Here is a 24,183-nt window from a genome sequence, read left to right on the forward strand (position 1 = left end):
TCGGAACGGCCTGCGCGGCCGGGCGAATCGGCGCGCGGCACTCACGGGCGACCGGCGCGGGCGAAGTCCGTCACCGGAGTCACCCCACCGGGACGTAGACGACCAGGTGCAGATCCGGATGGTCGGCGGGCGCCAGGCGATGGTGCTCGTAGCGCAGCAGCCCTCGTGCGGGATGCCGGAAAACCCTCGTACGCGAGGCGAAGCCCTCGATGTGGTGACTGCGCCAGCCCTCACGGAAGTGCGTGCTCGATCCCAGCAGCTCCTGGATGACCGTGCACGCGCGGTCTCCACCGCCCTGCGCGCCTACGCCGCCCTGGCCCAGTCCGCCGACCGAGGTGCCGTGCGCGCACTCGACCGGTGACCGGCGCGGCTCGCCACGACTGCGCGGTACCCGGCCCAGGACTGTCCACTCCTGGGCCGGGCCGTCCCATCAGGCTCGATCCACAAGGGACGGAAGGACCAGATCCCGGTAGCGCTGCTTCATCGTCTCGATCACTTCCCGGCCGTCGGTGGCCCACACGGCCGCATTGAAGATCTCGACCTCGACATCGCCGCGGTAACCGGCGGCGCGAACCCAGCGGCCGATGGCCGCGAAGTCGATGACCCCGTCACCCATCATGCCCCGCGACAGCAGCGGGTCGGGAGTCATCGGGTCGAGCCAGTCACACACCTGGTACGAGCTGATCCGCCCGGACGCGCCGGCCTGTGCGATCTGTTCTTCCAGGGTCGGATCCCACCAGATGTGAAAGGTGTCGACCACGACACCCACGGTCTCCGCCGGATACGGCCGCGCCATCGACAATGCCTGCGCCAGTGTGGAGATCACCGCACGGTCGGCGCAGAACATCGGGTGCAGCGGCTCCAGCGCCAGCCGGACACCGCGCTCGGCCGCATACGGAACCAGCAGCGCGAGCCGTTCGTCCACCCGTTCGCGCGCGGCGACGAGGTCCCGGTCCGGCATACCGCCCACCACCATCACCAGTTCCCGCGTGCACAGGGTCGCGGCGTCGTCGATGGCGCGGCGATTGTCGTCGAGGGCCGCCTGCCCGTCGCCGGGCTCGGTCAGGAAGCCGCCGCGGCACAGGCTGGAGACCCGCAATCCCGCATCGGCGACGAGCTTCGCCGCGGTGGCGGCACCGATTTCGTCGACCCGGTCGCGCCACAGTCCGATCGCGCCCAGCCCCGCACGGGCCGCACCGTCCACCGCCTCGGCGAGGGTCCAACTCTTCGTCGTCATCGTATTCAACGACAGCGACCGGTATGGATCGTCCGGATCGAACGGCGTCTGCTGTCCTGCGACCGATGTCATGAGACCGCTCCGTTCAGTTCGAGGTAGACCCGCATCCGGTGCGCGGCCAGTTCCGGGTCCGACAGCAGCCCGGCCCGGTCCGCGAGCCGGAACAACTCCGCCAGGTGGGGTACGGATCGGCCGGTGGACAGCCCCGCCACCATCGAGAATCCCGGTTGTCTGCCGTTGAGCCACGACAGGAACGCGATACCTGTCTTGTAGTAATAGGTTGGTGCGGCGAAGATATGCCGCCCGAGTGCCCGGGTGGCCTCGAGAATTTCCGACGCACGTGTCACATTGCCGTTGTCGAGTTCCTGGAGCGCGGTGGACGCGGCCGGGTAGATCGCGGCGAAGATACCCAGCAGGGCATCCGAATGCCCCTGCGTGTCACCGATGATCAGCTCGGGATAGTTGAAATCGTCGCCTGTGTACAGCCGCACCCCGTCGGGGAGCGTGCGTCGCAGTGCGATCTCGTGTGCCGCGTCGAGCAGGGAGACCTTGACTCCGTCGATCTTCGATTCGTTGTCCTCGACGAGGGCGCGGAAGGTGGCGGTGGCGGTGGCGATATCGGGGCTGCCCCAATATCCGTGCAGCGCGGGATCGAACATGGTGCCGAGCCAGTGCAGGATCACCGGTCGTTCCGCATCGGCCAGTAATCGCTCGTAGACGTAGAGGTAGTCGGCGGCCGAACGGGCGACCTGGGCGAGCGCCCGCGAGGCCATCAGGATCACCTGGGCTCCCGCCTCGGTGACCACGTCGATCTGTTCGCGGTAGGCGTCGACGATCCGGTCGAGCCCGGCCGATCCGGAGGGGAGTCCGGCGAGGTCGAGCTGATCGGTGCCGGCTCCACAGGCGAGCAGGCCACCGGCCGATACCGCCTCGGCGCCGGATCGGCGGATCAATTCCGCGCTGGCCTGCCAGTCGAGTCCCATTCCGCGCTGCGCGGTGTCCATGGCGTCTGCGACACCGAGTCCGTAGGACCACAATTCGTGCCGGTAGGCCAGTGTCGCGTCCCAGTCGACAGTGGCGGGAGTACCCGGTGTGTTGTCCGCTGTCGCACGCGGAATCACGTGTGCCGCGGCGAAGGCCACGCGGGAGGTGATCGGCCGCGCCGGCCGCGTCCAGGCGCCCGGCGTGCCGAGAACGTACGGTTCGAGCCGGCCGTCGATCGGCAGTGTGACCGATATCCCCGTTGATGTCGCGGTCACAGCATGATCTCCGGGATCTCGATCCGCCGGCCTTCGGCGGAGCTGCGTAGTCCCAGTTCGGCCAGTTGCACACCGCGCGCGGCGGAGAGCAACTCGTAGCGGTGCGGCCGGCCGTTCACCACGTCGGTGAGGAACTCTTCCCACTGCACCTTGAATCCGTTGTCCAGATCCGCGTTCGCGGGTACTTCCAGCCATTGATCGCGGAACGGCTCGGTCACCGGAAGGTCCGGATTCCAGACCGGTTTGGGCGTGTGCGAGCGATGTTGCGCCACGCATTTGCGCAGGCCGGCGACGGCGGATCCGTGCGTTCCGTCGATCTGGAACTCGACGAGTTCGTCGCGGTACACCCGTACCGCCCACGAGGAGTTGATCTGTGCGACCACGCCGTTCTCCATCTCGAAGATCCCATAGGCGGCATCGTCGGCGGTGGCCGGATACGGCTTCCCCTGTTCGTCCCATCGAGTGGGGATATGGGTCGTGGCCTTCGCGGTGACCGCCTCGACCTTGCCGAGCAGGCCCTCGAGCACGTAGTTCCAGTGACAGAACATATCGACGACGATGCCGCCGCCGTCTTCGGACCGGTAGTTCCAGCTGGGCCGCTGGGCGGGCTGGCCGTCGCCCTCGAAGACCCAGTAGCCGAATTCGCCACGCAGCGAGAGGATCCGGCCGAAGAATCCTTCGTCGACGAGCCTGCGCAACTTCACCAGGCCGGGCAGGTAGAGCTTGTCGTGCACGACGCCCACGGTGACGCCGGCGTCCGCGGCCACCCTGGCGAGCTCGATCGCTTCGGTCAGCGTCTCGGCGGTCGGCTTCTCGGTGAAGACGTGTTTACCCGCTTTCATCGCTGCCGCCAGTGCCTCGGCGCGACGTGAGGTGACCTGTGCGTCGAAGTAGATATCGATGGACGGATCGGCGATGACGGCGGCGGCGTCGGTACTCCATTCGGCGATGCCGTGTCGTTCGGCGAGCTCGGCGAGTTTGGCGGCATTGCGACCGACCAGGATGGGCTCCACCAGGACGCGGGTGCCGTCCGGGAGCAGCAGCCCGCCGCCGTCGCGGATGGGCAGGATCGATCGCATCAGATGCTGGCGATAGCCCATGCGACCGGTGACGCCGTTCATGGCGATGCGGAGCGTGCGTGGGGGAGTGGAATCGGGCATTGGTATGTGCCTCTTCTGATCTGCGTGACTGACGACCGCGGAACGGGTCGTGGACGATGCGGAGGGACCCGCCTCCGTCGAGTGGACGAGCAGCGCCGGAAAGCGCTTTCCACGCTATGCTAGTCGCGAAGTCCGGTCAACCCCACGCGTACCGAGAGAACGAGGAACGAAGCCATGGCGCCTGTGAGATTGCAAGACGTCGCGACTCGGGCGGGTGTCTCCCAGGCGACCGCGTCCCGCGTACTCAACGGCTCGTCACGGGTCCCCGGCGAAGGCGTTGCCGACCGGGTGCGCGCCGCTGCCGCCGAACTCGGATATGTGGCGAATGCCCAGGCCCAGGCCCTCGCGCGGTCTTCGACCGGACTCATCGGGCTCGTCGTGCACGATATCGCCGACCCCTACTTCTCCTCGATCGTGCAGGGTGTCCAGGCGGCGGCACGCAGGGCGGGCAAGCTCGTTCTGCTGGCCAGTACGCAACGCGATTTCGATATCGAACGCGAATCCGTGAGCACCTTCATCTCGCACCGCGCCGACGCCATCATCCTGGCGGGTTCCCGTCAGAGCGGAGACCTCGACCGCGATCTCGAGAAGGAGTGCGCGCGGTATCTGGACAACAGCGGCAAGGTCGTCGTGATCGGGCAACCGCTTTCCTTCGGTGCCGCGGTGGAGCCCGAAAATCACGCTGCCTCGGCGCAATTGGCTGTATCCCTGCTCGAGCAGGGGCACCGGGATTTCGCCGTCATCGGCGGGCCGGGTCATATCAGGACCGCGGTCGACCGGCGCAACGGCTTTGTCGAAGCGCTCGCGACACGGGGTGTGACGCCGCTGGTGGAGATCGCGGGCGACTTCTCCCGTGACGGTGGTTTCAGTGCCGCGCGGCGCCTCGCCGCCGCGCTGGAGCTGGGTCCCGGCCGGGCCGGCGCCGTCAGGCCCTGCGTTTTCGCGGTGAGCGACGTGATGGCGATCGGGGCGATCGCGGCGTGGCGTGAAATCGGCCTCGCGGTGCCCGACGACATCTGCGTCGCCGGGTTCGACGATATCCCGACCCTGCGGGACCACGTGCCCGGTCTTTCGACGGTGGCGCTCTCGCTGGTCGAGATCGGCGAGCGGGCCGTATCGCTGGCGCTCGACGAGTCCGCCACGGCCGCGCGGACCCACGAATTCGTGCCCGGCCGGGTGATCCTGCGGGACAGCAGCGTTTTGCGACCGTCCTGACCTGCGGAGATCCAAAACCCTTGACACTGTGGGTCCGGTCACACTAGCCTCGGTTCCAGCTTCGGAAAGCGCATTCCCAGCGGGTGTAGTGCGAACCCCGCTCCACTACTAGCTTTAGGACTCCAGATGGCGGTAGTCACGTCCGTCGAGGCCAGTTCCTCCGCGCCGAAAGCGACGCAACCCGTCCGCCCTCGGCGCCGGAAGTTCCCATCTCCATCCACCGTATGGTCGTCCATATGGCGGCCGCTCGCTCTGGTGGCCGTGCTCGTGGTCGCCTGGTGGGCCGTCACCGAGTACGGGCTCGTCGAGCCCTACATCCTGCCGTCACCGGCGGATACCTGGCGCACCGCCACCGACAATTCGGCCTACCTGCTCCAGCACACCTGGGTCACGACGTATGAAACGGTGGTCGGCTTCGTGATCGCCGCGCTGATCGGCGAAGCCGTCGCCCTGGTGATGATCTACTCGCGCGGTGTCGAGCGGACAATGTACCCGCTCATTCTGTTCGCGCAGGTCATTCCCAAGATCGCGATCGCCCCGCTGTTCATCGTATGGCTCGGCTTCGGTACCAGCCCCAAGATCCTGGTCGCCGTACTGATGGCATTCTTCCCCATTGTCATCTCCGGGATGGCCGGGCTGCGCTCGGTGGATCCGGAGATCCTCGAACTCACCTCCACCATGGGCGCGAGCAATTGGAAGACGTTCGTGAAAGTGCGTTTTCCGGCTTCGCTGCCGCAGTTGATGTCCGGCCTCAAGATCGCCGCCACTCTCGCGGTCACCGGCGCCGTCGTCGGCGAATTCGTGGGCGCGAACGAGGGCCTCGGCTACGTGATCCTGCAGGCCAACGGAAATATCGACACGGCAATGCTGTTCGCCGCCCTGATCATCATGTCCATGCTGGGCATAATCCTTTTCGCGATCATCGAAATCGCCGAGCAATTCCTCATTCCCTGGCACGCCTCCCGTCGATCCACGGCTTCGGTCGTCGGCGCGGCATGAGCATGTCGAACCATCGCATTCGCGCCACAGCTGGAGAAATCGCATGAAATTCGGAATTCGCAGACTCACGACGATCGGCGCCGCCGCGGTGGCCTCGATCCTGGTATTGGCCGGCTGCGGGGGCGGCGGCACCGAGGCGAAGGATCCCGGCACCGACGGGAAGACCACCGCGGTGTCACTGATGCTCAACTGGTACCCCTACGGCGAGCACGCCCCGTTCTATTACGGGGTGCAAGAGGGCATATTCGCCAAGCACGGTATCGACCTGAAGATCTCGGCGGGGCAGGGCTCGACCAAAACCGCGCAGGCCACCGGTGCGAAACAGACCGATTTCGGCTGGGCCGATACTCCGGCGGTGCTCAGCAATATCGACAAGGGCGTCAAGATCAAGAGCGTCGGGGTCTATCTCCAGACGACCCCTTCGGCAGTGCAGGTATTCGCCGATTCGGATATCCGGACGCCGGCCGATCTGGCGGGTAAGACCATTGCCGTTTCCGCGGGAGACGCACCGACCACGACATTCCCGGTTTATCTCGACAAGGCGGGCGTTCCGGCGGATCAGGTGACCCAGCAGAGCCTCGACTCGGCGGGCAAGATGTCGGCGATGCTCTCGGGCCGCGTCGACGGGCTCATCGGATTCGCCCACGACCAAGGCCCCACCATTGCGAACAAAAGCGGCAAAGAGGTCCGCTACCTGCGGTATTCCGATCAGGGCCTGAACTTCTTCAGTAACGGGCTGATCGTGAATCAGGCCACCATCGAATCTTCGCCCGAGCTGGTACAGGCCATGGTGGACGCGACGAGCGAGTCCTTCGCCGCGGCTGTCGCGAAGCCGGAGGCGGCGGTCGCCGCGATGGAGGGCAAAGACCCGCAGCTGCCGCCGCAGCAGGTACTGCTGCAGCAGTGGCAGCAGACCATTCCGCTGCTCAGCACCCCGGAGACCGCGGGTAAGGCACCGGGGACCAATTCCGAAGCCAACTGGCGCGCCACCGTCGATGTCCTCAGCAACGCGAAGCTCCTCGACAAAGCCGAGGATCCGGCCAAGTACTGGGACTCCGCGTTCACCCCCACCGGCAAGCCGTGATCGGAGCAGGTGACGAGATGAGCACACCCACCGACACCCTCGCCCGTACCGAGACCGCGGTCGCGGTGGACGACCTGACCGTACGGTTCTCCTCCCCACGCGGCGAGGTCACCGCACTACACGATGTCGGCCTGCATGTCCGTCGCGGCGAATTCGTGTCGATCGTCGGGCCCTCCGGCTGCGGTAAATCGACGCTGCTGAAAGTCGTCGCGGGACTGACCGATCCGAGCGGGGGTCGTGTCGAACTCGGCGGAGCACCAGTGCGTGGTCCGCAGCGCGATATCGGCTACGTGTTCCAGCGCGCCGCGCTGCTGGAATGGCGGACCGTCCGCAGGAACATCCTGCTGCAGGCCGAGATGCGCGGCATGAACAAGCGGGAGGCCGCGGCCGAGTGCGAGCGTCTCATCGAGATGACCGGACTGGCCGGATTCGAGAACGCCCTGCCGCACGAACTCTCCGGCGGAATGCAGCAGCGGGTTTCGCTGTGCCGGGCCCTGCTGCACCGGCCGGAAGTGCTGCTGATGGACGAGCCGTTCGGTGCGCTCGACGCGCTGACCAGGGAACGGATGAATGTCGAGCTACATCGGATCTGGCGGGAAACGGGCACCACGGTACTGCTGGTGACCCATTCGGTGGCCGAGGCCGTATACCTCGCCAACCGGGTGGTCGTGATGAGCCCGCGGCCGGGCAGGATCATCGAACTGCTCGACGTCGACCTGCCTCCGCACCGGGAGTACGCCGCGACGATGGAGACGCCGGAGTTCATCACGGTCGCCAACCGGGTCCGGGATCTGCTCGGCTCGGTGGCGCCGGCCGACTGATATCCGAACCCCGCCGGCGCAGCGACAGGAGGTCGACCCCGTGAGGGTGCTGGTTGCCCCCGACAAGTTCAAAGGAAGCCTCCCCGCCTCAGAAGTGGCCGATCGGCTGGCGGAGGGCTTGGCGACGGCGGGGGTCGGCAGCCACAGAATGCCGCTGGCCGACGGCGGTGACGGCAGCGTCGATGCCGCGGTAGCGGCCGGTTTCACGCCGCATCCGGTGACAGTGGCGGGTGCGGCGGGAAACCCGGGATGCGGGCGGATCGCCGTCGGCGACGGTACCGCTGTGGTCGAGGTCGCGAATACCTGCGGCCTCACCACCCTGCCGGACGGCCGGAAGCTGCCACTGGACGCGAGCAGTTTCGGTATGGGACAGGCCATTTCGGAAGCACTGCGATACCATCCGCGCCGATTGGTTCTCGCTCTCGGCGGTAGTGCCAGTACCGACGGCGGAATGGGACTGCTCGCGGCGCTCGGCTTCACCTTCGCCGATGAGCGGGGAGTGCTGCTGCGACCGTGCGGACGGAGTGCGGGACGAGTCCACACCGTCGACTCGTCGCGTGCGGCCTGGCCGGCCGGGGTCGAGATCGTGGTCGCCGGTGATGTCACCAACCCGCTGCTCGGTCCGAACGGTGCGGCGGCGGTGTACGGGCCGCAGAAAGGGGCCACCGCCGCCGACGTCCGGTTTCTCGACACCGGCCTGAACAATCTCGTCGCGGCATTCGCCCGCAGCGGCTATCCGGACGCGCGGACCGTCGCGACCGCGGCCGGAGCGGGCAGCGCGGGCGGGATCGGATTCGCCGCGTTACTGCTCGGGGCCACGATCGTGTCCGGTGCCGAGTACTTTCTCGAGCTGCTCGAGTTCGATCGGTACCTGACCGGTGCCGATCTGGTGATCACCGGGGAGGGAAGTATCGATGAGCAGACCGCGAACGGCAAACTGCCCACGGTGCTGGCCCGCCGTTCCCGCCCCGTTCCGGTCGTCGCCGTCGCCGGGCGGAGCACACTGTCCCGCGAACAGTGGGAGCCGGCGGGGTTCACGACCGTCTACTCGCTCGGCGATTTCACCGACCGGGATACCGCCGGTGATCCCGAACTGACCCGGGAGTTACTGATCCGGATCGGCCGGCGGATCGGCCGCACCACGGCCGTGCCGCCCCGGACCCGTTCAGCGCAGAACCGATGAATACCTCTGTCGCCCAAGCTGATACGTGGCAGGACGGGTGGTGACCGTGCCGGTTCGGTCGCCGTCCGTGCCCGTGGGTCGCGGCTGCTGCCGGTCCGGCTAGCGGCGGCGTGGGGCCGGGCGAGTGCGGGCCGGTTTGCGCCTGGCTTCCTCGGCCACCTCGTCGCGCCGGTCCGGCGGTACGAGGGAGCGGATATCGTCGCGGGAGCCGATCATCAATTTGCTCAGTACGGCGGCCATCTGTGCGTCGACCGTCTTGTAGGAGCTGCCCCGGCGCGCGGCGATCGCGGTATTGGTCCAACCCGCCGCGGCGAGGACGGCCACTTCCTGTTCGGCCGTCGACAGTCCCTGCCAGGGTGAGGGCCGCTCGCGCCGCACCGGGTGCTCGACGGGTAGCCGATCCATCGAGAGGTTTCCCAGCGCCAGCTGCACCACCTCACCGAGCTCGGGCCGCAGCAGCGCGCCCTCGCGTTCGGCTTCCTCGAACGCGGTCCGGCCCAGCACCGAACGTGCGGTTTCGGCGGCGCGGTCGGTCTCGTCGGCGAACGGGCCGAGATTGGCGATGTCGACACCGAGCCCGCGGCGTAGTGTGGCGCTTCCGCCGAGCAGCCGCGCGATATCGCGCGCCCGCGCCTTCGCGGCATCGGAGTGCCGGTCCTCGCCGGCGTCGAGTATGCGTGCCGAGATCCAGGCCTGGATGTGGACGCCCCATACCGCGCCCCAGCGGTCGCGCATGGCGAGCTGTTGCGCCAGTGTGGTCCGTCCCAGCAGGAGCGCTTCGTTCGGATCACCGTGTTTGCTCAGGGTGATCGCCTGGGCCAATCCGGCCCAGGACGCCGCCCACTGCGCACCGGAGTGCTCCGCGTTGTCCATATGACGCCGGCAGGTTTCCAGCGCCTGTTCGCTCGTGGCGTAGAAAGCCGTGGTAAGAGCTTCGAACAGCTCACTCATCGCCGCACCGCCCGCTTCTCCCTCGGCGGTGAACCGCTGCCGCGCGCGGGCCAGCACCGGAATGGCATGGAGATCACGATGAGTGAGCATCAGCTCGGCACCCCGGGCGAACTCGACCTCGGCGGGCAACCCGAGATCCCGGTCGGACTGCTCGCGCCAGCCGGGGTCGGCCCCGCAGAGCGCGACGCATTCGTCGAGGATCCGGGCGGCGTCCCGATGCAACCCCTGGCACATACTGACCCAGGCGATCAGCGACATCGCCCGGACCTGCAACGGCACCGGCCGGGGCTCGAGGGCCCAGGTGGCGGCGAGCGTGCGCTCGGCCCACCGGCGCGATTCGCGCAGCGAGCCGGTGAAGAAGGGGATGCGCACTGCGATCAGCCCGGCGGCGATCTCCAGTCCGACCACGGCCTCCTCCGGCGAGGCGATACTGCCCTCCACGGCACACAGCAGATTGCCCCAGGCCGCCCGCGCCCAGTCCAGCAGATCCTGCTCGTCGGGGCCGAACCATCCGGCTCGCGCGGCGGCGACCTTGTCCCGGTAGTACCGGCGGTGCCGGCGAGCCAGCCGGTCGGCTTCCTCGCCGTTCTCCCCGATCCGCTGCTGGGCGAAGACCCGGATGGTCTCCGGTAGCGAATAGCGCACGGAGGACGTGGTCAGGTGGACCGAAACCAGGGATTGGTCGACCAGTCGGTCGAGCAGGCCTTCGATCTCGGCTCGGGCCAATCCGTGCGCGCTCACCGGTTCGTCATCGGCGCAGACCGCTTCGATGGCCTCCAGTTCCGCGCCGGCGTCCTGGCCGGGAGTATCGGTGTTGTCGGGGTCGGCGTCGTAGCCGGCCGCGAACACCGACAGGCGGTCGAACAGGAGCCGCTCCTTGTCGCGGCAGAGATCGTAGGACCAGGCGATGACATCGCGAATGCTCTGGTGCCGGCTGTCCGCGCCGACCCGGGGGCCGTGCTGCCAGCCCAGCCGTCGGTCTCCGGCTTCGCCACTGAGGTCACGCAGGATCATCGGCAGTGGCCGGCGCGACAGCCGCGCGGCCGCCAGCCGGATATAGAGGGGGTGATTGTGCACGTGCCGGCAGATCGCCGCCGCCTGATCGGTCTCGCTGTCGGTGAGCGTGTATCCGACCAGCCCCGCGCGGGCGCGGAAGAGCGTCAGCGCTTGTTTCTGCGACAGCGCGGGAACCGGGATCAATTGCTCGTCCACCCACCCGATCGCCTCCCGGCTGGTGGCCAGCACAGTGAGCCCGGGCGCCGCGTCCAGCAGGTCGGCGATCACTCCTCCCGCACCGTCGAGCACGTGCTCGCAATTGTCCATCACCAGAATCGTCTGCCGATTCCGCCCGGGTGCGTCGCGGCGGCCCAGTGTGTCCAGTACCGCGTCCCACGCCGACCTCCCGGAGAAGTCGGCTTCGATCACCGAGCCCGCGACCTGTTCCTCGACCGCCGCCGCATCGGCGCCCCGGGGCAGCACCGCCAATCGCACCCAGTGCACCGGGACCCGCCGCGCCTTGTGGAACCGGTGGACGGCCTCGGTCGCCAAGCGGGTCTTGCCGATGCCGCCGGCGCCGATCAGTGTCACCAGGCGGGTCCCGCCCAGCAATGCCATACCGATCTTTTCCAGTTCCCCCTCCCGGCCCACGAAGTCGCTGGCAGCCGCGAGTGGCGGCCCCGGAGCAGCAGCACGTCCTGGCGACATAGCAATGCAGAATAGTCGAAATGAAAGGTGCAGGGACCGCCACCGTTCCGGGCCCGTGGTCATCGGGACAACGGTCCGTGCCGGGCCACAGCGTGCGGGCCGGGCGCCCGCGAACCCGGCGCCTCCGCGCCGGCACCGGGCCCTCCCCGGCGGCCGGACCGGCCCGGGCCCGTGCTCGGCGACCGATATCGCCCGGAGAAGCCTCTGCGCTGGTGACAGCGCAGTTCGCGGGTCGGACGTGCACAGCACCCGGGAACGAAAAACCTCCACTCACCCGATGCGAGATCTCTACCTACGCGACGACTGTTGAGGCACCGGTGCGGTGCGGATGGCGATACGGACTTCTGCACCGTGTGGTGCCGGTGGGAGACGATGACGGCCTCGCCGGTCCGCAGCGTTCGCGGACGCGGGGCGGGCAATGATGCCCGGCGGGTCGAGATCGTCGACCGGATATGCGGTGTACGAGTGCCGGGCCCACTGTGCGGGCGCGGCCGCGACGATTACAACCGGCCGAGGGAGTCGAGTGTCTCCGGGGCCATCGATCCGGAACGGGTTGGATATGACTGCACTACCGCCTCTGGCCTACGGGTATCTGCGCGACGACATGATCGGCGGCAGCGACGGAGCCACGGCAGAAACGACCTTGCGCGCTGCGGCGACGGCATTGGGATACGACCTCGGCACGGTCTTCCACGAGCCCCCGTCCCCGGACGCAATCCTGCCACCGGTATTCATCGATCTCGTCCAGGAGTGCAGGCGAGCCGCGGCGCATTCGGTGATCACGCTGCCCGGCCACCTGTCGTGCGGTTCGGTGTGCAGTATGGTCCTGCGGGCGCGTGCCGAGGTGGTCGTCCACGAAGTCGAACACTGAGACCGGCGCGGTCGCCTCATCCGCGCTGACCGGGGGCTTCGGGTGTCCGCGTCGGTGCGCCACGAAGGACGGGGCGCCCTCTCTCCCGAGTGCGTTCGGAGTGGGCCGCGGCCCTGCTGCCGCGTCGCGGTCCCATCCCGGCATCCGGGGGCGGTCGTTGCTCGCTCCCGTTGATCGGGAAGGTCCGGATCGCGGCCCATCGGGTGTGCCTACGGTGTGAGTCGCACCACCGCCCCGGGCGGGACCGGGCGGGTCACGCCCGGTCCGGCGGCCCAGGGCAGTGCGCTGCGCCGTCCGTTGCCGGAACCCTTCGGGCCGGCTCGGTTCCCGTTCGAAAGGAATCTCCCGGTGACGTTCTCTCGTGCCACGCGCGGTGTCCTGGCCACCTCCGCCGCTGTCCTCCTCGGTGTCGTGCCTCTTACGACCGCCCCGGCGCCGGCCGGCCCCGTGGCTCCGGTCCTGCAGGCGCCCGGAACGGCGGAGCGGGCGCTGGGTCTGGTGCATGCGCCCAATGCCCGCGATATCGGCGGCTACCCGATGCAGGGTGGGAACAAGGTGCGGTTCGGCGTGGTCTACCGCGCCGACGCCCTCGCGAAATTGGATTCCGGCGAACAGCAGAAGCTGGTGGATCTGGGTATCACCCGGGTGATCGACTTCCGCAGCCCCACCGAGGTGTCCCAGGGGCAGGATCGGCTTCCGGCGGGGATAGGGCGTACCGAATACCCGGTGTACGACACGCAGAACGATCTCTACGTGATGATGAACGAGCTCATAGCCGGCGGTCCCCGGGCGCAGCAGGCGGCACTCGGCGACGGTAAGGGCGCCGAGTACATGCGGAACTACTATCGCTGGCTGGTCACCGACGCGACCGCACGTACCCGGTTCGCGGCGGCGCTGCGGGATATCGCCACGGAGCCGGGCGCGGTCCTGTACCACTGCACCGCCGGAAAGGACCGCACCGGTTGGATGACCGCGATCCTGATGTCGGTGCTCGGCGTACCCAAGGGGCAGATCTACCAGGACTATCTGGAATCCGGCGACAACCTGGCCGCCGGGAACAAAGCGCTGATGGATGCGCTGGTGCGGCAAGGGCTGGTCGAGGACCCGGCGCTGTGGGAGCCGGTTCTCGGCGTACAGCGGGACTTCCTGGACGCCGCGTTCGATCAGGTGCGGCAATCCTTCGGCTCGATGGACAACTTCCTCAGGAACGGACTCGGCGCCGACGACGCCACCCTCGAGGCGCTGCGAACCAAACTGGCGGGCTGAACGCAGGCAACCGCGGCGTGATAGCTACGCGCCTTCGTCCAGGAGGAAGCGCATCTCCGATCGGCCGATCTGCCGCAGTTCGTCGCGGCTGCGCCCGGCTGCCGCCCTTGCGCGGCAGCCGGGCCGCATTCTCGGGGCGTTCCCCTTACTCGAGGTGCGGTCCTGCACACTGGGCGTTGTGAAGTACAGCGCCGGAGTCCTGCTGTTTCGCCGCGATCCCGAGATCCGAGTACTGCTGGGGCATATGGGCGGGCCGCTGTGGGCTCGTAAGGACACGGGGGCGTGGTCGATCCCGAAGGGGGAGTACGAGCCGGAGAACGAGGATGCCCGCGCCGCCGCGGGGCGTGAATTCCGCGAGGAGCTGGGATCACCGGTGCCCGCCGGCGAGTGGATCGCGTTGGGCGAAGTCCGATACGGCAAGAAGCAGCTCGTGGTGTGGGCGATCGAGGGTGAACTCGATCCGGCACAGGTGGTGCCGGGCACCTTCGAGATGCAGTGGCCGCCACGCTCGGGCGAGTACCGGAATTTCCCCGAAGTCGATCGGGTCGAATGGTTCGAAACGGCCACCGCGCACGACAAGCTGGTCGCCGGGCAGCGACCGTTGCTGGAGCGACTCACCGAGCGACTTCGCGAGGCCGGACACCGGTGAACCGAAGTTCATCACCCGGCCGCGGTGGTAGCCGTATCCGAAGCGGCGTGCGCGGGTGTCGCTAACGGAGTTGATTGCGCAGTTCGGCCGGCAGGTCGGCGGCAGCCTCTCGGAGGGCCTCGGTGAACTGCCGCCGGAGTGGTTCGTCCGCTGTCTCCTCCCGCTGTACGAGAACGGTAGTGCGGTGTGCGGCCGGGTGATCTATTCGGACGAGGGCGATCCCGGAGGGTATCGCGGGTGAGCGATATCCGGCTTGAGCGTGCCGTAACGGCACAGTGTCTGATTGCTGTTGTCACCAACGAGTAGGAGCAGTCCATGACCGTGTCCGAACGCTCGACCGACCGGCAGCCGGCCCTGATCGATGTCGAGACCTTCTTCGCCGATCCGCAATTCGCGAACGCGTCGATCTCCCCCGACGGTGCCCGCGTCGCCTACCTCGCCCCGCACCGTGGGCGACTCAACGTCTGGGTCCGCGATATCGACCGGACCCACGACGACGCCGTCCCGGTCACCGGGGATGCCCGCCGCGGTATCACCACCTACTACTGGACCGACAACCCCCGCTGGCTGCTGTACCTGCAGGACACCGACGGCAACGAGGACTGGCACCTCTACCGCGCCGACCTCGGCGACCCGGGCGCCCCGGCCGTCGACCTCACCCCGCTCGAGCCCGGGTCGCGGGTGGTGGGCGCGGAGCCGCTCGACTCGGTCCCGGGCAGCGTGCTGGTCACCATGAACCGTCGCCCTCTGTTCTTCGATGTGTTCCGGATCGACGTCGCCACCGGGGAGACCGTCCTGCACCGCGAGCAGGGCGACCCGACGGCCACAATCCTGTTCGACCGCCGGGGCGAGCCGGCCTTCCGCACCGCGCTCGCCGCGGACGGTCTCGTCGAGATCTCCGCCATCGACCCCGGCGGGCACATCCGGTTGCTGCGCCGCCTCGGCGGCGCCGAGCACCCCATGAGCGTGCAACCTCAACTGATCACCGCCGACGGGAAGGGATTGCTCGTCGGCTCGTTCCAGGACGGTGACGATTTGCGGCTGGTCCGGATCGATCACGAAACCGGCGCGGAGACCGTCGTCGCCGCCGTCGAGGGACACGACCTGGATATCAGCGGGATGATGCTGCCCGGCGTGCTCCCGCCGCCGGTCCACACCGACCGGGCCACCGGCGAGGTCCTCGCCGCCAGGTTCGTCGGCGACCGTCCGCACGTGGAAGTCGTCGACCCCCATTTCGCCGGGGTCTACGCGGCGCTGCGGGAACTCTCCGACGGCGTGCCCGGCACCCTGTCCTCCGATTTGTCCGGGACACGCTGGGTCGTCACATTCGTCCACGATCGCGATCCCGGCGTCACCTGGTTCTACGACCATGCCACCGGTGCGGCCCGGTTGCTCTTCCGCTCCTACCCGGGCCGGGACCCGGCCGACGCGGCCCCCATGGAACCCGTCGAGTTCGCCGCGCGCGACGGTCTGCCCCTGCACGCGTACCTGACGCTGCCGGTCGGCCTCGAGCCGCGGAACCTGCCATTGGTGCTGCTGGTGCACGGCGGGCCCTGGGCCCACGACGCCTGGGGGTACAGCGAGGACGCCCAGTTCCTGGCCAACCGGGGCTACGCCGTGCTGCAGGTCAACTTCCGTGGGTCGCTCGGCTACGGGCGCCGGCATGTGACGGCCGCGATCGGTGAATTCGCCCGGGCCATGCACGTCGATCTCCTCGACGGCGTCGACTGGGCCGTCGGCCGGGGCTACGCCGACCCCGGCCGGATCGGCATCTACGGCGGCTCGTACGGCGGGTACGCGGCCCTCGTCGGGGTCACCGTCACGCCGGACCGATTCGCCGCCGCCGTCGACTATGTCGGTATCTCCGATCTGGCGAACTTCTTGCGGACCCTGCCGCCGTTCACCCGGGCGTACAGCGTGAACAACTGGTACCGCTACGTCGGTGATCCCGAGAACGCCGAGCAGGAGGCCGATATGCTGGCCCGGTCGCCGATCACCATGGCCGACCGGATCACCACCCCGCTGCTCGTCGCCCAGGGCGCCAACGATGTCCGCGTCGTACAGGCCGAATCCGACAATATCGTCGCCTCGCTGCGCGCCCGGGGTGTCCCGGTGGAGTACCTCCTCGCCGACGATGAGGGACACGGCTTCGCCAACTCCGAGAACCGGGTCCGCCTCTACCGGGCCATCGAAGCGCACTTCGCCGAGCACCTCGGCGGCCGCCGCGGTGCCGCCCGGGAGTGACCGGCGGCGGGGAGGCCGGTCCGCCGCGCGGGCTCGTGCCTCGCCATCAGTGAGTCTCGGCTACCGGCCTTCACCGTGCCGCACCGGCGTAGATGCCGCGGGGCGGGCATCGGGCACCAGGATCGTCGTGTGCCACCGGTCGTCCTCCCACATCTGTTCCGGCACAACGGCGTCCGCCCGGCCATCGAGGGGTGTGGCCAAGGCGATCACCAGGGTGGTCCGTTCGACCAGGCGGCGGCGTCCCCGGTTCATCGGGCCGGAGATCTCCAGCACTGCCGGGCCGGGGCCTATCGTGACGGGCACATCCACTCGCAGCGGCACCGGTTTCCAGGTCGTGGGATCGTCACCGCGCCGGGCGAGGTAGGTGCGCGGTGCGTCCTCGGTGCCGAACGAGACCCCCGCCAGCGCGCGATCGGCGCGGGGCAGGCCGAAGAGTTCCCAGAATCCCGCGGACAGCCAGGAATGGATCGGCAGTGCGATCGTCCGGGCGTCCCGGACGATCGCTGGGGAATCGATATGGACAAGGGTGATTCCACTGGCGAGCTCGCGCATTCCCGAGCTCGCCTCATACCGGGTGGGCAGCGCTCGACACCGTGTGGCCGTAGGGGACGGCCTCGACGAGGGTGACCCGGACCTCCGTGCCGTTGGGTACGCGGTAGCTGCGCTGTTCGCCGCGACGGGCTCCGGTGAGCGCGGCGCCGAGCGGCGAGTCGGGGGAGTAGACCTCCAGTTCGTCGTGGTCGCCGGCACGGCTGCCGAGCAGGAATGTCTCGGTGTCGGCGGTATCGTCATAGCGGACAGTGAGCACCATGCCGGGTTCGGCGATACCGTCGTCCGGCGGGTCCTGCCCGAATACGGCGTTGTTCAGCAGATCCCGGATATGCGCGATCCGGGTCAGCCGCTGCTGCCGCGCGGTGAGGCGGTCTTCCGGGTCGGCGTTCTCCGCCTGCCCGGCGGCTTCGGCGGCGAGCAGTTCGGCCAGTTCGGACCGCAGTTGTTCGTGGGCGTGCGGAGTCAGCCATATGGGCGAGCTATTGGTCATATCCGTCCTATAAGGGGTTCGATCGGAAAGGAGTTCTGCCGTCGGGGCCGGGGAGGAGAGGCCGCCCCGACGGCAGAACTCCGTGGAGCCGGGTACCGACGACACCGGCTCCACGGATGGGGAGATAGCCGAGGATTCAGCCGGGTATCGGATCGTCCGACCGATACCGTGCTGTCCGTTCGCGGGCGAGCCGACTCGTTGCGCGCGCCATGCTCACCTCCACGTCGAACGATGCGCTGTAACAGCCATGATGGCCCGGGAGACGCCGGGGCGCATGTCCCCCCGGCACAGTTCGAGCCCCTCGGGTTGTTCGATTTCTACAACCGCGATCAGTTCTCCTCGAAAGCCGCCAGATCGATCGTCATGGCCAGCCGGGTCCGTGGGTCCTCCAGTTCGAGCACGGCCACTTCGCGCATCTTGCGCAATCTGTTACGGACGGTGTTCGGATGGACGCCGAGGTCCGCGGCGGCGACCACCGGATCGCCCTGGGCGTCGAGCCACGCCCGTAGGGTCGCGACATAGTCCGTGGCGTGCGCGCTGTCGTATCGGCGCAGCTCCGCGACCGGCCCGCGCGCCGGGATCCGACCGGTCCGCGCCGCCGCCCGCAATCGCTGGAGCAGAATATCGCCCCACGATTCGTCGTAGGCCGGATACGCGGTATCCGCCGCGCCCTGTTCGTGCAGTGCCAGGCATTCGTCCGCCTCCTGGCGGGAGGCCGGCAGGTCGGCGGCCGTGGCCGGGCCGCCGATCCCGGCCGACAGCGTCACCCGGGCGGGGAGCGCCGTGCGCAGCGCGGACACCCAGTCCCGCGCTGTCCGGACCCGGTCGCCGGGCAGGATCGTGTAGACGGTGTTGTCCGACAGCGTGCTGCGGCCCGGCCGCGACCAGCCGAACCCGAACGTGGCCTGCTCGAAGGCCAGCAGTAGCCCCGCATGCCGTTCCGTCGCGATCTGGGCGCGTACCGCGACGACCCGGAGTGGGGCAGGCGCCAGCCCGAGCCTCCCGGCCACCGTGGCGGCGTCCGGGCTGCCCTCGAGGAGCCGGATCACCAGCCCGGATTCCACTTGACGTTCCAGATCCGCGCTGGCCCGCGACCGCAGCAGATGCAGGGCCACGGTGCGGGCGCCGTCGGCCAGGGCGGCCCGCCGTGCACTCGACAGCGGTTCGGTGCAGGTCACCCACACCGAACCCAGCAACTCCCGGCCCACCCGCACCGCGACCACCATCCGCCCGTCGAAGCCGTGGCCGGGATCCGGTTCGACGAACACCGGTTCGTCCGAGCTCGCCAGATGCGCGTGGACGCCGCGTGATTCGAGGAGTTCGCGCAAGGGAGCGGGTTGCCGGCGCTGCAGCACCGTTTCTCGCAGAGCTCGGTCGGCCGGCTGCCCCAGTGTGGCGTGGGCCATCACGCGCGACAGCGGGTCTTCGATCGTCACCGCGTCGCCCACCGCGGTGGCCAGGCTGTCCGCCAGCGCGAAGAGATCGGTGGGGCCGCGCCCGGACGCGGTTTCCCGGCCCTCCAGCACCAGCCCGTACACGACCCCGGCGAGCTGACTCCACGACACCGCGGGATCGACCACCAGCACCGCGACCCCGCCGCCGGGCCCGATCGCGGCCGCTTTCCGGTCGGCTTCGCTGCCCCCGCGAACCAGGACCGCGACCGCTTTCGCCGCCCGCGCCCCGGCCACCGCCTCGTTCACGGAGCCCGCGCCCACGGCGAGGAGGACATCGCCGGTCGCTTCTTCCACGCCGGTCGCGTCGAACATCGCGACACTGCGGATCACGGTCGCCCGCGACACCGGGCAGCAGCGCAATCGGACGCCGTACCCGCCCAGCACGTTCACGAGCTGGTCCAACCGCACCATGCGCGACTCCTGTCCACCCGGGTCCCGTCACCGTAGCCGCGCGGGTACCGGCGCTCCGCGACGGCCGGTGCCACCCGGCCGATCCGCACCGTTGCCGGGGCCGACGGCGCCTGGCGAGGGAGCTGGCACCGAGGCCGGGACGCGACCTCTACGGCACCGGCCTCAGGGACGGAGTGCCCAGCTACGAGAGCGGTATTTTCGTCTCTCGGCCGTCGGGGGCCCCGGCAGCCGATCGGACCGCAACCGTATGGGCCGCAGAAGTGTCGGAGGGCCGGGATAGCCTCGGCCGTCGCCGCCGCCCGGGCGCGACGGAGCGAAGGAGGACCCGATGAGTCGCGAACCCACCGTGCGCGAGGTCGTGGACCTGATCGTCGAACTCGGGCTCGTCGCCCCGGAAACACCCGCTCAGCGGACCTTCCTGGGCCGGCAGTTGCTGGTGGAGTCGTTCGACGAACCGCTGAGCTATTACGGGCACACCGAGCAGAGCGCGGTGCTCGCCCTCCTCGAGGAGCTGGGGATCCGGTACACCTTCGACTACAAGACTTTTCGTCATATCGGGGAGAGCAGTCACGACGAACGGCGGGAATGGTACGAATCCGAACTGCAGTCGATCGCGGAATGCAGCCGCGGGATGGTGACCATCACCGATGTGCGGTTGGTGGAGAACGACGAGCAATGGGAGTTGCTGTTCGACAGCAACGGAGTCACCGAGTCGTGGCCGGTATACCCCGGTGACGACGAGGACCTGGAAGCCGCACTCGTCTTCGCCACCTATGTCACCGGAATCCATACCGGTGTCGTCGAGCAATTCTGGTCGGTGGACCCCCTCGACGAAGACGTCAGCGGCGAAGCCGTTTTCGGCGATCTCGCAGCCCTCGGCAAGCTGGGAGCGCGTTTCGGCCTCACCTTCGGGCCATAGGCGGGACGCGGTCCGTGCCCGTCAGGGCCCGTGTACGCGCAGACCGTCGACGAGGATCGACAGCAGGCGCGGGGCGCGCGCGTCGAGTTCGGCATCCTCGAGCCGCGACAGCCAACCGATGAGCACGATGACATGGCGGGCCTCGGCGTCGGCCGGGACGGTTCCCGCCGCGTGCCCCGCGGACAGCAGCAGTTCCACCGCCTCGCCGATCGGGCCGAGACTGTGCGCGGCGAGGTCGCGCCACGTCGCCGCTTCGACGGCGGCGAGAGGTAATCGGGTGTACGCACACGAAGTTCTACATACAAGCAATAGGTTATGACGAACGAGCTGGACGGGCCGTGGTACGAGGAACGCAACCCCATCACCCTGGCCCCCCGGATCGATATCCCGGTCTACCTGCAGATCGACCAGGGCCGCGGCTGGACGATGGACGGCACCATCGAACTCTTCCACGCGCTGAAAGGGCCGAAGAAACTCGATATCGGCCCGTACCCGCCGATGCAGTCGCGGCCCTTCGTCGAAGAGCACGACACGATGTTCCGCTGGTACGACTACTGGATCAAGGGCATCGACAACGGTGTGATGGACGAGCCGGCGGTGGCCGTCTTCGTATGCGGCACACCGGTCCCGGCTGGTGTTGCCGTTCACCGTTCGCCCCGTGGCGAGCGAGTAGGGGCCGCCGGGCGTTTCGGTGTGCCGCCGCCCCCACGGCCGCCGGTCGTCATCCTTCTTCCCGCGCACTCCCATGCTCCGCCAGCCACGCGGAGATCCGGTCGACCGCGGCGCGGGAAGCGGGCGGCAGCAGCAGCGACGGGGTCATGAACAGGTATCGCTGGAATGTCACTCCCTGTCCGTTGACCGCCGTGGGGTCGGCCCCTGCTTCCAGCAGCGCGAGGATGTCGGCATACCTGTCCAGTTGCGCGGCGGCGTGCAGCGGCAGTTCACCGGCGAGGTCGGCGATATTCGGATCCGCCCTGTTCTCGAGCAGGACGGCGACATTGCGATCCTGTTGCCGTAGTACTGCGTTCAGCAGCGGGGTGCGTCCGGTGCGCGAGTTCGCCACGTTCGGGTCCGCTCGGGTGAGCAGCGTCGTGAGGTACCCGGGGTCGTCGGTCTCCGCCGCGCAATGCACAGGGGTATCACCCTCGTCATCGGTGCGGTGTGGGTCGGCGCCGGCCTCGAGCAGCACCGCGCATGCGGGTTCGGATCGGCTGAGCACCGCCCAGTGCAGCAGGGTCAGGCCCTCGTCACCGACGGTATTCGGATCCGCGCCGGCGGCGAGCGCCTCGCCGAGGCGCACGCTGTCGTGTGCCGCGATCGCCGCGGCGCATTCCAGGGCAGCCGTTGCGTCGAACGGTGTCACCATCGCGTAGGTCCTTTCCGCAGTCCCGGCCGCCCGTGCCGCGGGCGCGGCCCCCGGACGGTGGTCACGACCACGGTTGCACAGTGTCGAGAGCCTGCTGTACCGCGCCCATACTGTGCAGTCGCAGTGCGTGCGGGAACCGCGCGCCTCGTTCCTCGGGCGGGAACGGGTCGGGGAGGTCGATCCGGCTGCCCAGGGCCGGCTGCACGCGCGACAGCCCGCCCGCTGTCACCGTGGCCCCGGCCGAGCCGCCCATGGCCACGCCGACGATACTGCCGAGCCCGCGCCCGGCCATACTGCCCGCGGCCCGGCCGATCGGTCCGCCGACGGCCCCGCCCACCCCGCCGCCGAAGGCGCCGCCCAGCAGGCCTCCCACCAGCCCGCCGGTCACCGCCCGGCGCGCCCGATGTGCCTCCTGGAATCCGGTCAGCGGATCCCCCGCCACCACGTAGCTGCGCACATGTCCCGCGGCCGCGAAGGCGCGGGCCGCGTCGGGCTCGAACCCCAATCCGCGAATGGTCCGTTCGGACAGTCCCGCCGCATTGAAGGTCACCGCCGGCGTCCCCGATTTGAGCGCTGCCGTGACGGCCAGGCCGCCGCCGAGAGAATGCCCGGTCAGCACCAATTGGTTCCCGAAGGCGGTCCGGGCCAGTTTGCCGAGCCGGCCGGCGAGCACGTACTGCTGCGCCTGCAGTCCCGCGCCCTGGGACACATTCGTCTTCCAGCTCTTCCAACTTCCCTGTCTCCGCAGGACGGTACCGGCGAAGGCGAGAACATGCCGCCCTTGCTCATCGCGGTACAGCGCCGCGGTGAGCCCGCTGCGCGGATCCCGGAGCGCGTCTTCCGGTATCCCGACGGCTTTCAGCTCGGCGCCGGTGAGCCGGACGAAGCCGTCCATCCGGGTCGTCGATCCCGGTAGATAGACATCGGCTGCCAGTTTCGACAGCGTCGCGTCGTCCACCTGTGGCTGCCGGGATCGCATCTGTGCCGAAAAGGAATCTCGCGCATTCGGGTGCTCCGCACCGTCGCCGAAATAGCCGGTGCGCGAATCGCTGCCCGTCCGATCGACATCGGACAGTAACCGATCGGCGTCCGCCAATTCCTGTTGTGACCGGCGCAGCTGTCGGGCCAACCCGTTCATTCGTTCCGTCAACGCGAACCGGGCCTGTTCGACCGCGCCGGTCAGCCGTTCCGCGAGCCCGCTGAGCAGCTTCGCCGAAGACGCCAACGTGACCTCCCGCCCCGTATCGACCGTGCCATACCGTACCCGAGAAATCGATATTTTCCTCCGCGGGCGCTGATTATCGAATGGCAGAGCGGGTAGGCGCGGTGGAGGTGCATCGTGGCACCCGCCAGAAAATCGACACCGGAGGAACGATATTCGTATGACTTCGCGTGAAACCACCACTCTGCTGGCGCAGTTGCGTGCGATTCGCGAGCTGACCGATACCGAGATCCAGATCGCGGAAACCCGTATCGGACAGGCCCGGACCGAGGCAGTGCGCCGCGAATTGACCCAGAACGCCGAAAACGCCCGGGCCCGTGCCGAGGCCGTCGGCGCCGCCATTCGCGAACTGGGTGGCGTACCCGAGGTGATCGGCCCCTTCCTCGGGCGGGCCACCGCCGTGGTGAAGGCGCTCATCGAACAGGCGCAGCCGTTCGACGAGGCCCTGCTGGGCGATCTCACCCTGGAACATCAGCTCCTCGACCGCGCTCGGTATGTCAAGGCCCTCGCGACGAGTGCGGGGCGCCGCGATATCGCGGCGCTGGCGCAGCGACTGATCACGGCGCACACCGCGACCGTGGACTGGCTGAGCACTGTCCTGGCCGAGGAGGCGCTCGGCGGCCCGGCCGCGCTGCGCCGCACACCGCTGCAGGCGGCGGCCGGTGCCGCCGTGAAGTTGGTCAACCTGCCCGTCACCTGGTCCGCCCGCGGGGTCGATCGCGCGCTGGACACCGTCCGCGCCACCCCGCCCGCGCTCGGCGAACTGCTGGCCCGGGGTGCGCACGCCGGCGATATCGCCGCCCGGACGCTGACCGCTTCCCGTGACGCCGCGCTCGATAGCGCCGAGCAGGTGACCCGCCGGGAAGGCGCGGGTACCGCCGCCGGGTCCTTGCATTCGGTCCGCGCGGCCACCGGTGTGCTCGAACCGGAGGAGCTGCCCATCGACGATTACGACCAGCTCAATGTGAGCCGCGCGGTGGCCGCGGTCAAAGAATTGACCGACCCGGCCGATATCCGGGCGATCGTCGCCTACGAGGAAGCGCATAAGAAGCGGCACGGTGTTGTCTCGGCGGCGCAGACCCGACTCGCGGTCATCGCCAAGGACGTGGCCGGGCTGAACTGACCG

23 protein-coding genes and 1 pseudogene are annotated in these 24,183 nt (G+C 68.8%); 13 read left to right on the top strand and 11 right to left on the bottom strand.

Going from position 1 to position 24,183, the window contains the following annotated elements; all coding sequences use genetic code 11:
- Positions 1-79: 79 nt before the first annotated feature.
- On the bottom strand, positions 80-268 hold the full coding sequence (locus ON38_RS36750; protein ID WP_306306711.1) for an MmyB family transcriptional regulator: 189 nt from the start codon (positions 266-268) through the stop codon (positions 80-82).
- On the opposite strand from ON38_RS36750, the gene ON38_RS37990 reads away from it, so the two are divergent.
- Positions 239-361 carry a hypothetical protein gene (locus ON38_RS37990; RefSeq protein WP_281004658.1) on the top strand — a complete coding sequence of 41 codons (123 nt, stop codon included), beginning with the start codon at positions 239-241 and terminating at the stop codon, positions 359-361. The two genes, ON38_RS36750 and ON38_RS37990, sit on opposite strands and share 30 nt — an antisense overlap.
- A 69-nt stretch (positions 362-430) precedes the next feature.
- Here ON38_RS37990 and ON38_RS32770 read toward each other — a convergent pair whose 3' ends face one another.
- The 3 genes from ON38_RS32770 to ON38_RS32780 are packed head-to-tail and all read right to left on the bottom strand — an operon-like array spanning position 431 to position 3,656.
- Positions 431-1,309 (bottom strand): sugar phosphate isomerase/epimerase family protein, encoded by an 879-nt coding sequence (locus tag ON38_RS32770; RefSeq protein ID WP_039829156.1) that lies wholly within the window; start codon positions 1,307-1,309, stop codon positions 431-433.
- A complete protein-coding gene (locus ON38_RS32775; protein ID WP_039829157.1) occupies positions 1,306-2,496 on the bottom strand; it encodes a dihydrodipicolinate synthase family protein in 1,191 nt (396 codons plus the stop codon). Before ON38_RS32775 ends, ON38_RS32770 begins: the two co-directional genes overlap by 4 nt.
- Positions 2,493-3,656 (bottom strand): Gfo/Idh/MocA family protein, encoded by a 1,164-nt coding sequence (locus ON38_RS32780; RefSeq protein WP_039829158.1) that lies wholly within the window; start codon positions 3,654-3,656, stop codon positions 2,493-2,495. The genes ON38_RS32775 and ON38_RS32780 overlap by 4 nt, the downstream gene beginning before the upstream one ends.
- 174 nt (positions 3,657-3,830) lie before the next feature.
- Between ON38_RS32780 and ON38_RS32785 the strand changes: the two genes are divergently transcribed.
- The 5 genes from ON38_RS32785 to ON38_RS32805 all read left to right on the top strand — a co-directional run bounded on the left by ON38_RS32785 (position 3,831) and on the right by ON38_RS32805 (position 8,958).
- On the top strand, positions 3,831-4,871 hold the full coding sequence (locus ON38_RS32785) for a LacI family DNA-binding transcriptional regulator (protein WP_039829160.1): 1,041 nt from the start codon (positions 3,831-3,833) through the stop codon (positions 4,869-4,871).
- Positions 4,872-5,126: 255 nt separating this feature from the next.
- Entirely contained in the window at positions 5,127-5,870 is a 744-nt protein-coding gene (locus ON38_RS32790) for an ABC transporter permease (RefSeq protein ID WP_245564495.1), read from the top strand.
- Positions 5,871-5,913: 43 nt separating this feature from the next.
- Positions 5,914-6,954, top strand: coding sequence for an ABC transporter substrate-binding protein (locus ON38_RS32795; RefSeq protein ID WP_039829162.1), 1,041 nt, complete (start codon positions 5,914-5,916; stop codon positions 6,952-6,954).
- 17 nt (positions 6,955-6,971) lie between these two features.
- Positions 6,972-7,775, top strand: a complete 804-nt coding sequence (locus ON38_RS32800; protein WP_039829164.1) for an ABC transporter ATP-binding protein — start codon at positions 6,972-6,974, stop codon at positions 7,773-7,775.
- A gap of 40 nt (positions 7,776-7,815) precedes the next feature.
- The gene (locus ON38_RS32805) at positions 7,816-8,958 is read left to right on the top strand and encodes a glycerate kinase (RefSeq protein ID WP_039829165.1); all 1,143 of its coding nucleotides are present in this window, start codon (positions 7,816-7,818) and stop codon (positions 8,956-8,958) included.
- A 99-nt stretch (positions 8,959-9,057) separates the two neighbouring features.
- Here the strand turns inward: ON38_RS32805 and ON38_RS32810 are convergent, their stop codons facing one another.
- Entirely contained in the window at positions 9,058-11,613 is a 2,556-nt protein-coding gene (locus tag ON38_RS32810) for an ATP-binding protein (protein ID WP_157182036.1), read from the bottom strand.
- 559 nt (positions 11,614-12,172) lie between these two features.
- Between ON38_RS32810 and ON38_RS32815 the strand changes: the two genes are divergently transcribed.
- From ON38_RS32815 to ON38_RS32830, 4 genes are all read left to right on the top strand, one after another.
- Positions 12,173-12,484: a hypothetical protein gene (locus ON38_RS32815; RefSeq protein ID WP_039829169.1), complete on the top strand. Its 312-nt coding sequence runs from the start codon at positions 12,173-12,175 to the stop codon at positions 12,482-12,484.
- 348 nt (positions 12,485-12,832) lie between these two features.
- Complete coding sequence (locus tag ON38_RS32820; protein WP_039829249.1) at positions 12,833-13,750, top strand: tyrosine-protein phosphatase; 918 nt, start codon at positions 12,833-12,835, stop codon at positions 13,748-13,750.
- Positions 13,751-13,928: 178 nt separating this feature from the next.
- Positions 13,929-14,399, top strand: a complete 471-nt coding sequence (locus ON38_RS32825) for an NUDIX hydrolase (protein ID WP_039829171.1) — start codon at positions 13,929-13,931, stop codon at positions 14,397-14,399.
- Between the two features lie 315 nt (positions 14,400-14,714).
- Entirely contained in the window at positions 14,715-16,643 is a 1,929-nt protein-coding gene (locus ON38_RS32830) for a S9 family peptidase (RefSeq protein WP_051165581.1), read from the top strand.
- Between the two features lie 60 nt (positions 16,644-16,703).
- Here ON38_RS32830 and ON38_RS32835 read toward each other — a convergent pair whose 3' ends face one another.
- From ON38_RS32835 to ON38_RS32845, 3 genes are all read right to left on the bottom strand, one after another.
- Positions 16,704-17,195, bottom strand: coding sequence for a hypothetical protein (locus tag ON38_RS32835; RefSeq protein WP_039829172.1), 492 nt, complete (start codon positions 17,193-17,195; stop codon positions 16,704-16,706).
- A gap of 13 nt (positions 17,196-17,208) precedes the next feature.
- Positions 17,209-17,685, bottom strand: a complete 477-nt coding sequence (locus ON38_RS32840) for a GreA/GreB family elongation factor (protein WP_039829173.1) — start codon at positions 17,683-17,685, stop codon at positions 17,209-17,211.
- A gap of 329 nt (positions 17,686-18,014) precedes the next feature.
- The gene (locus ON38_RS32845) at positions 18,015-19,550 is read right to left on the bottom strand and encodes a PucR family transcriptional regulator (RefSeq protein ID WP_039829174.1); all 1,536 of its coding nucleotides are present in this window, start codon (positions 19,548-19,550) and stop codon (positions 18,015-18,017) included.
- A gap of 328 nt (positions 19,551-19,878) precedes the next feature.
- On the opposite strand from ON38_RS32845, the gene ON38_RS32850 reads away from it, so the two are divergent.
- A complete protein-coding gene (locus ON38_RS32850; protein ID WP_039829175.1) occupies positions 19,879-20,469 on the top strand; it encodes a hypothetical protein in 591 nt (196 codons plus the stop codon).
- 21 nt (positions 20,470-20,490) lie between these two features.
- On the opposite strand, the gene ON38_RS38330 is transcribed toward ON38_RS32850, so the two are convergent.
- The gene (locus ON38_RS38330) at positions 20,491-20,778 is read right to left on the bottom strand and encodes an SbtR family transcriptional regulator (protein ID WP_373281266.1); all 288 of its coding nucleotides are present in this window, start codon (positions 20,776-20,778) and stop codon (positions 20,491-20,493) included.
- Positions 20,779-20,781: 3 nt separating this feature from the next.
- On the opposite strand from ON38_RS38330, the pseudogene ON38_RS37840 reads away from it, so the two are divergent.
- Positions 20,782-21,090: pseudogene (locus tag ON38_RS37840) on the top strand (CocE/NonD family hydrolase); the annotation flags it as partial.
- 100 nt (positions 21,091-21,190) lie between these two features.
- Here the strand turns inward: ON38_RS37840 and ON38_RS32860 are convergent.
- Positions 21,191-21,835, bottom strand: a complete 645-nt coding sequence (locus ON38_RS32860; protein ID WP_039829177.1) for an ankyrin repeat domain-containing protein — start codon at positions 21,833-21,835, stop codon at positions 21,191-21,193.
- Positions 21,836-21,896: 61 nt separating this feature from the next.
- Positions 21,897-23,060: a Tle-like phospholipase domain-containing protein gene (locus ON38_RS34535; RefSeq protein WP_051165582.1), complete on the bottom strand. Its 1,164-nt coding sequence runs from the start codon at positions 23,058-23,060 to the stop codon at positions 21,897-21,899.
- Positions 23,061-23,217: 157 nt separating this feature from the next.
- Here ON38_RS34535 and ON38_RS32870 point away from each other — a divergent pair, with 157 nt between their 5' ends.
- Positions 23,218-24,180 (top strand): hypothetical protein, encoded by a 963-nt coding sequence (locus tag ON38_RS32870; RefSeq protein ID WP_039829178.1) that lies wholly within the window; start codon positions 23,218-23,220, stop codon positions 24,178-24,180.
- Positions 24,181-24,183: the final 3 nt, after the last annotated feature.

Origin of the sequence: Nocardia testacea NBRC 100365 (assembly GCF_000308775.1) — a bacterium.
Lineage (GTDB): Bacteria > Actinomycetota > Actinomycetes > Mycobacteriales > Mycobacteriaceae > Nocardia > Nocardia testacea.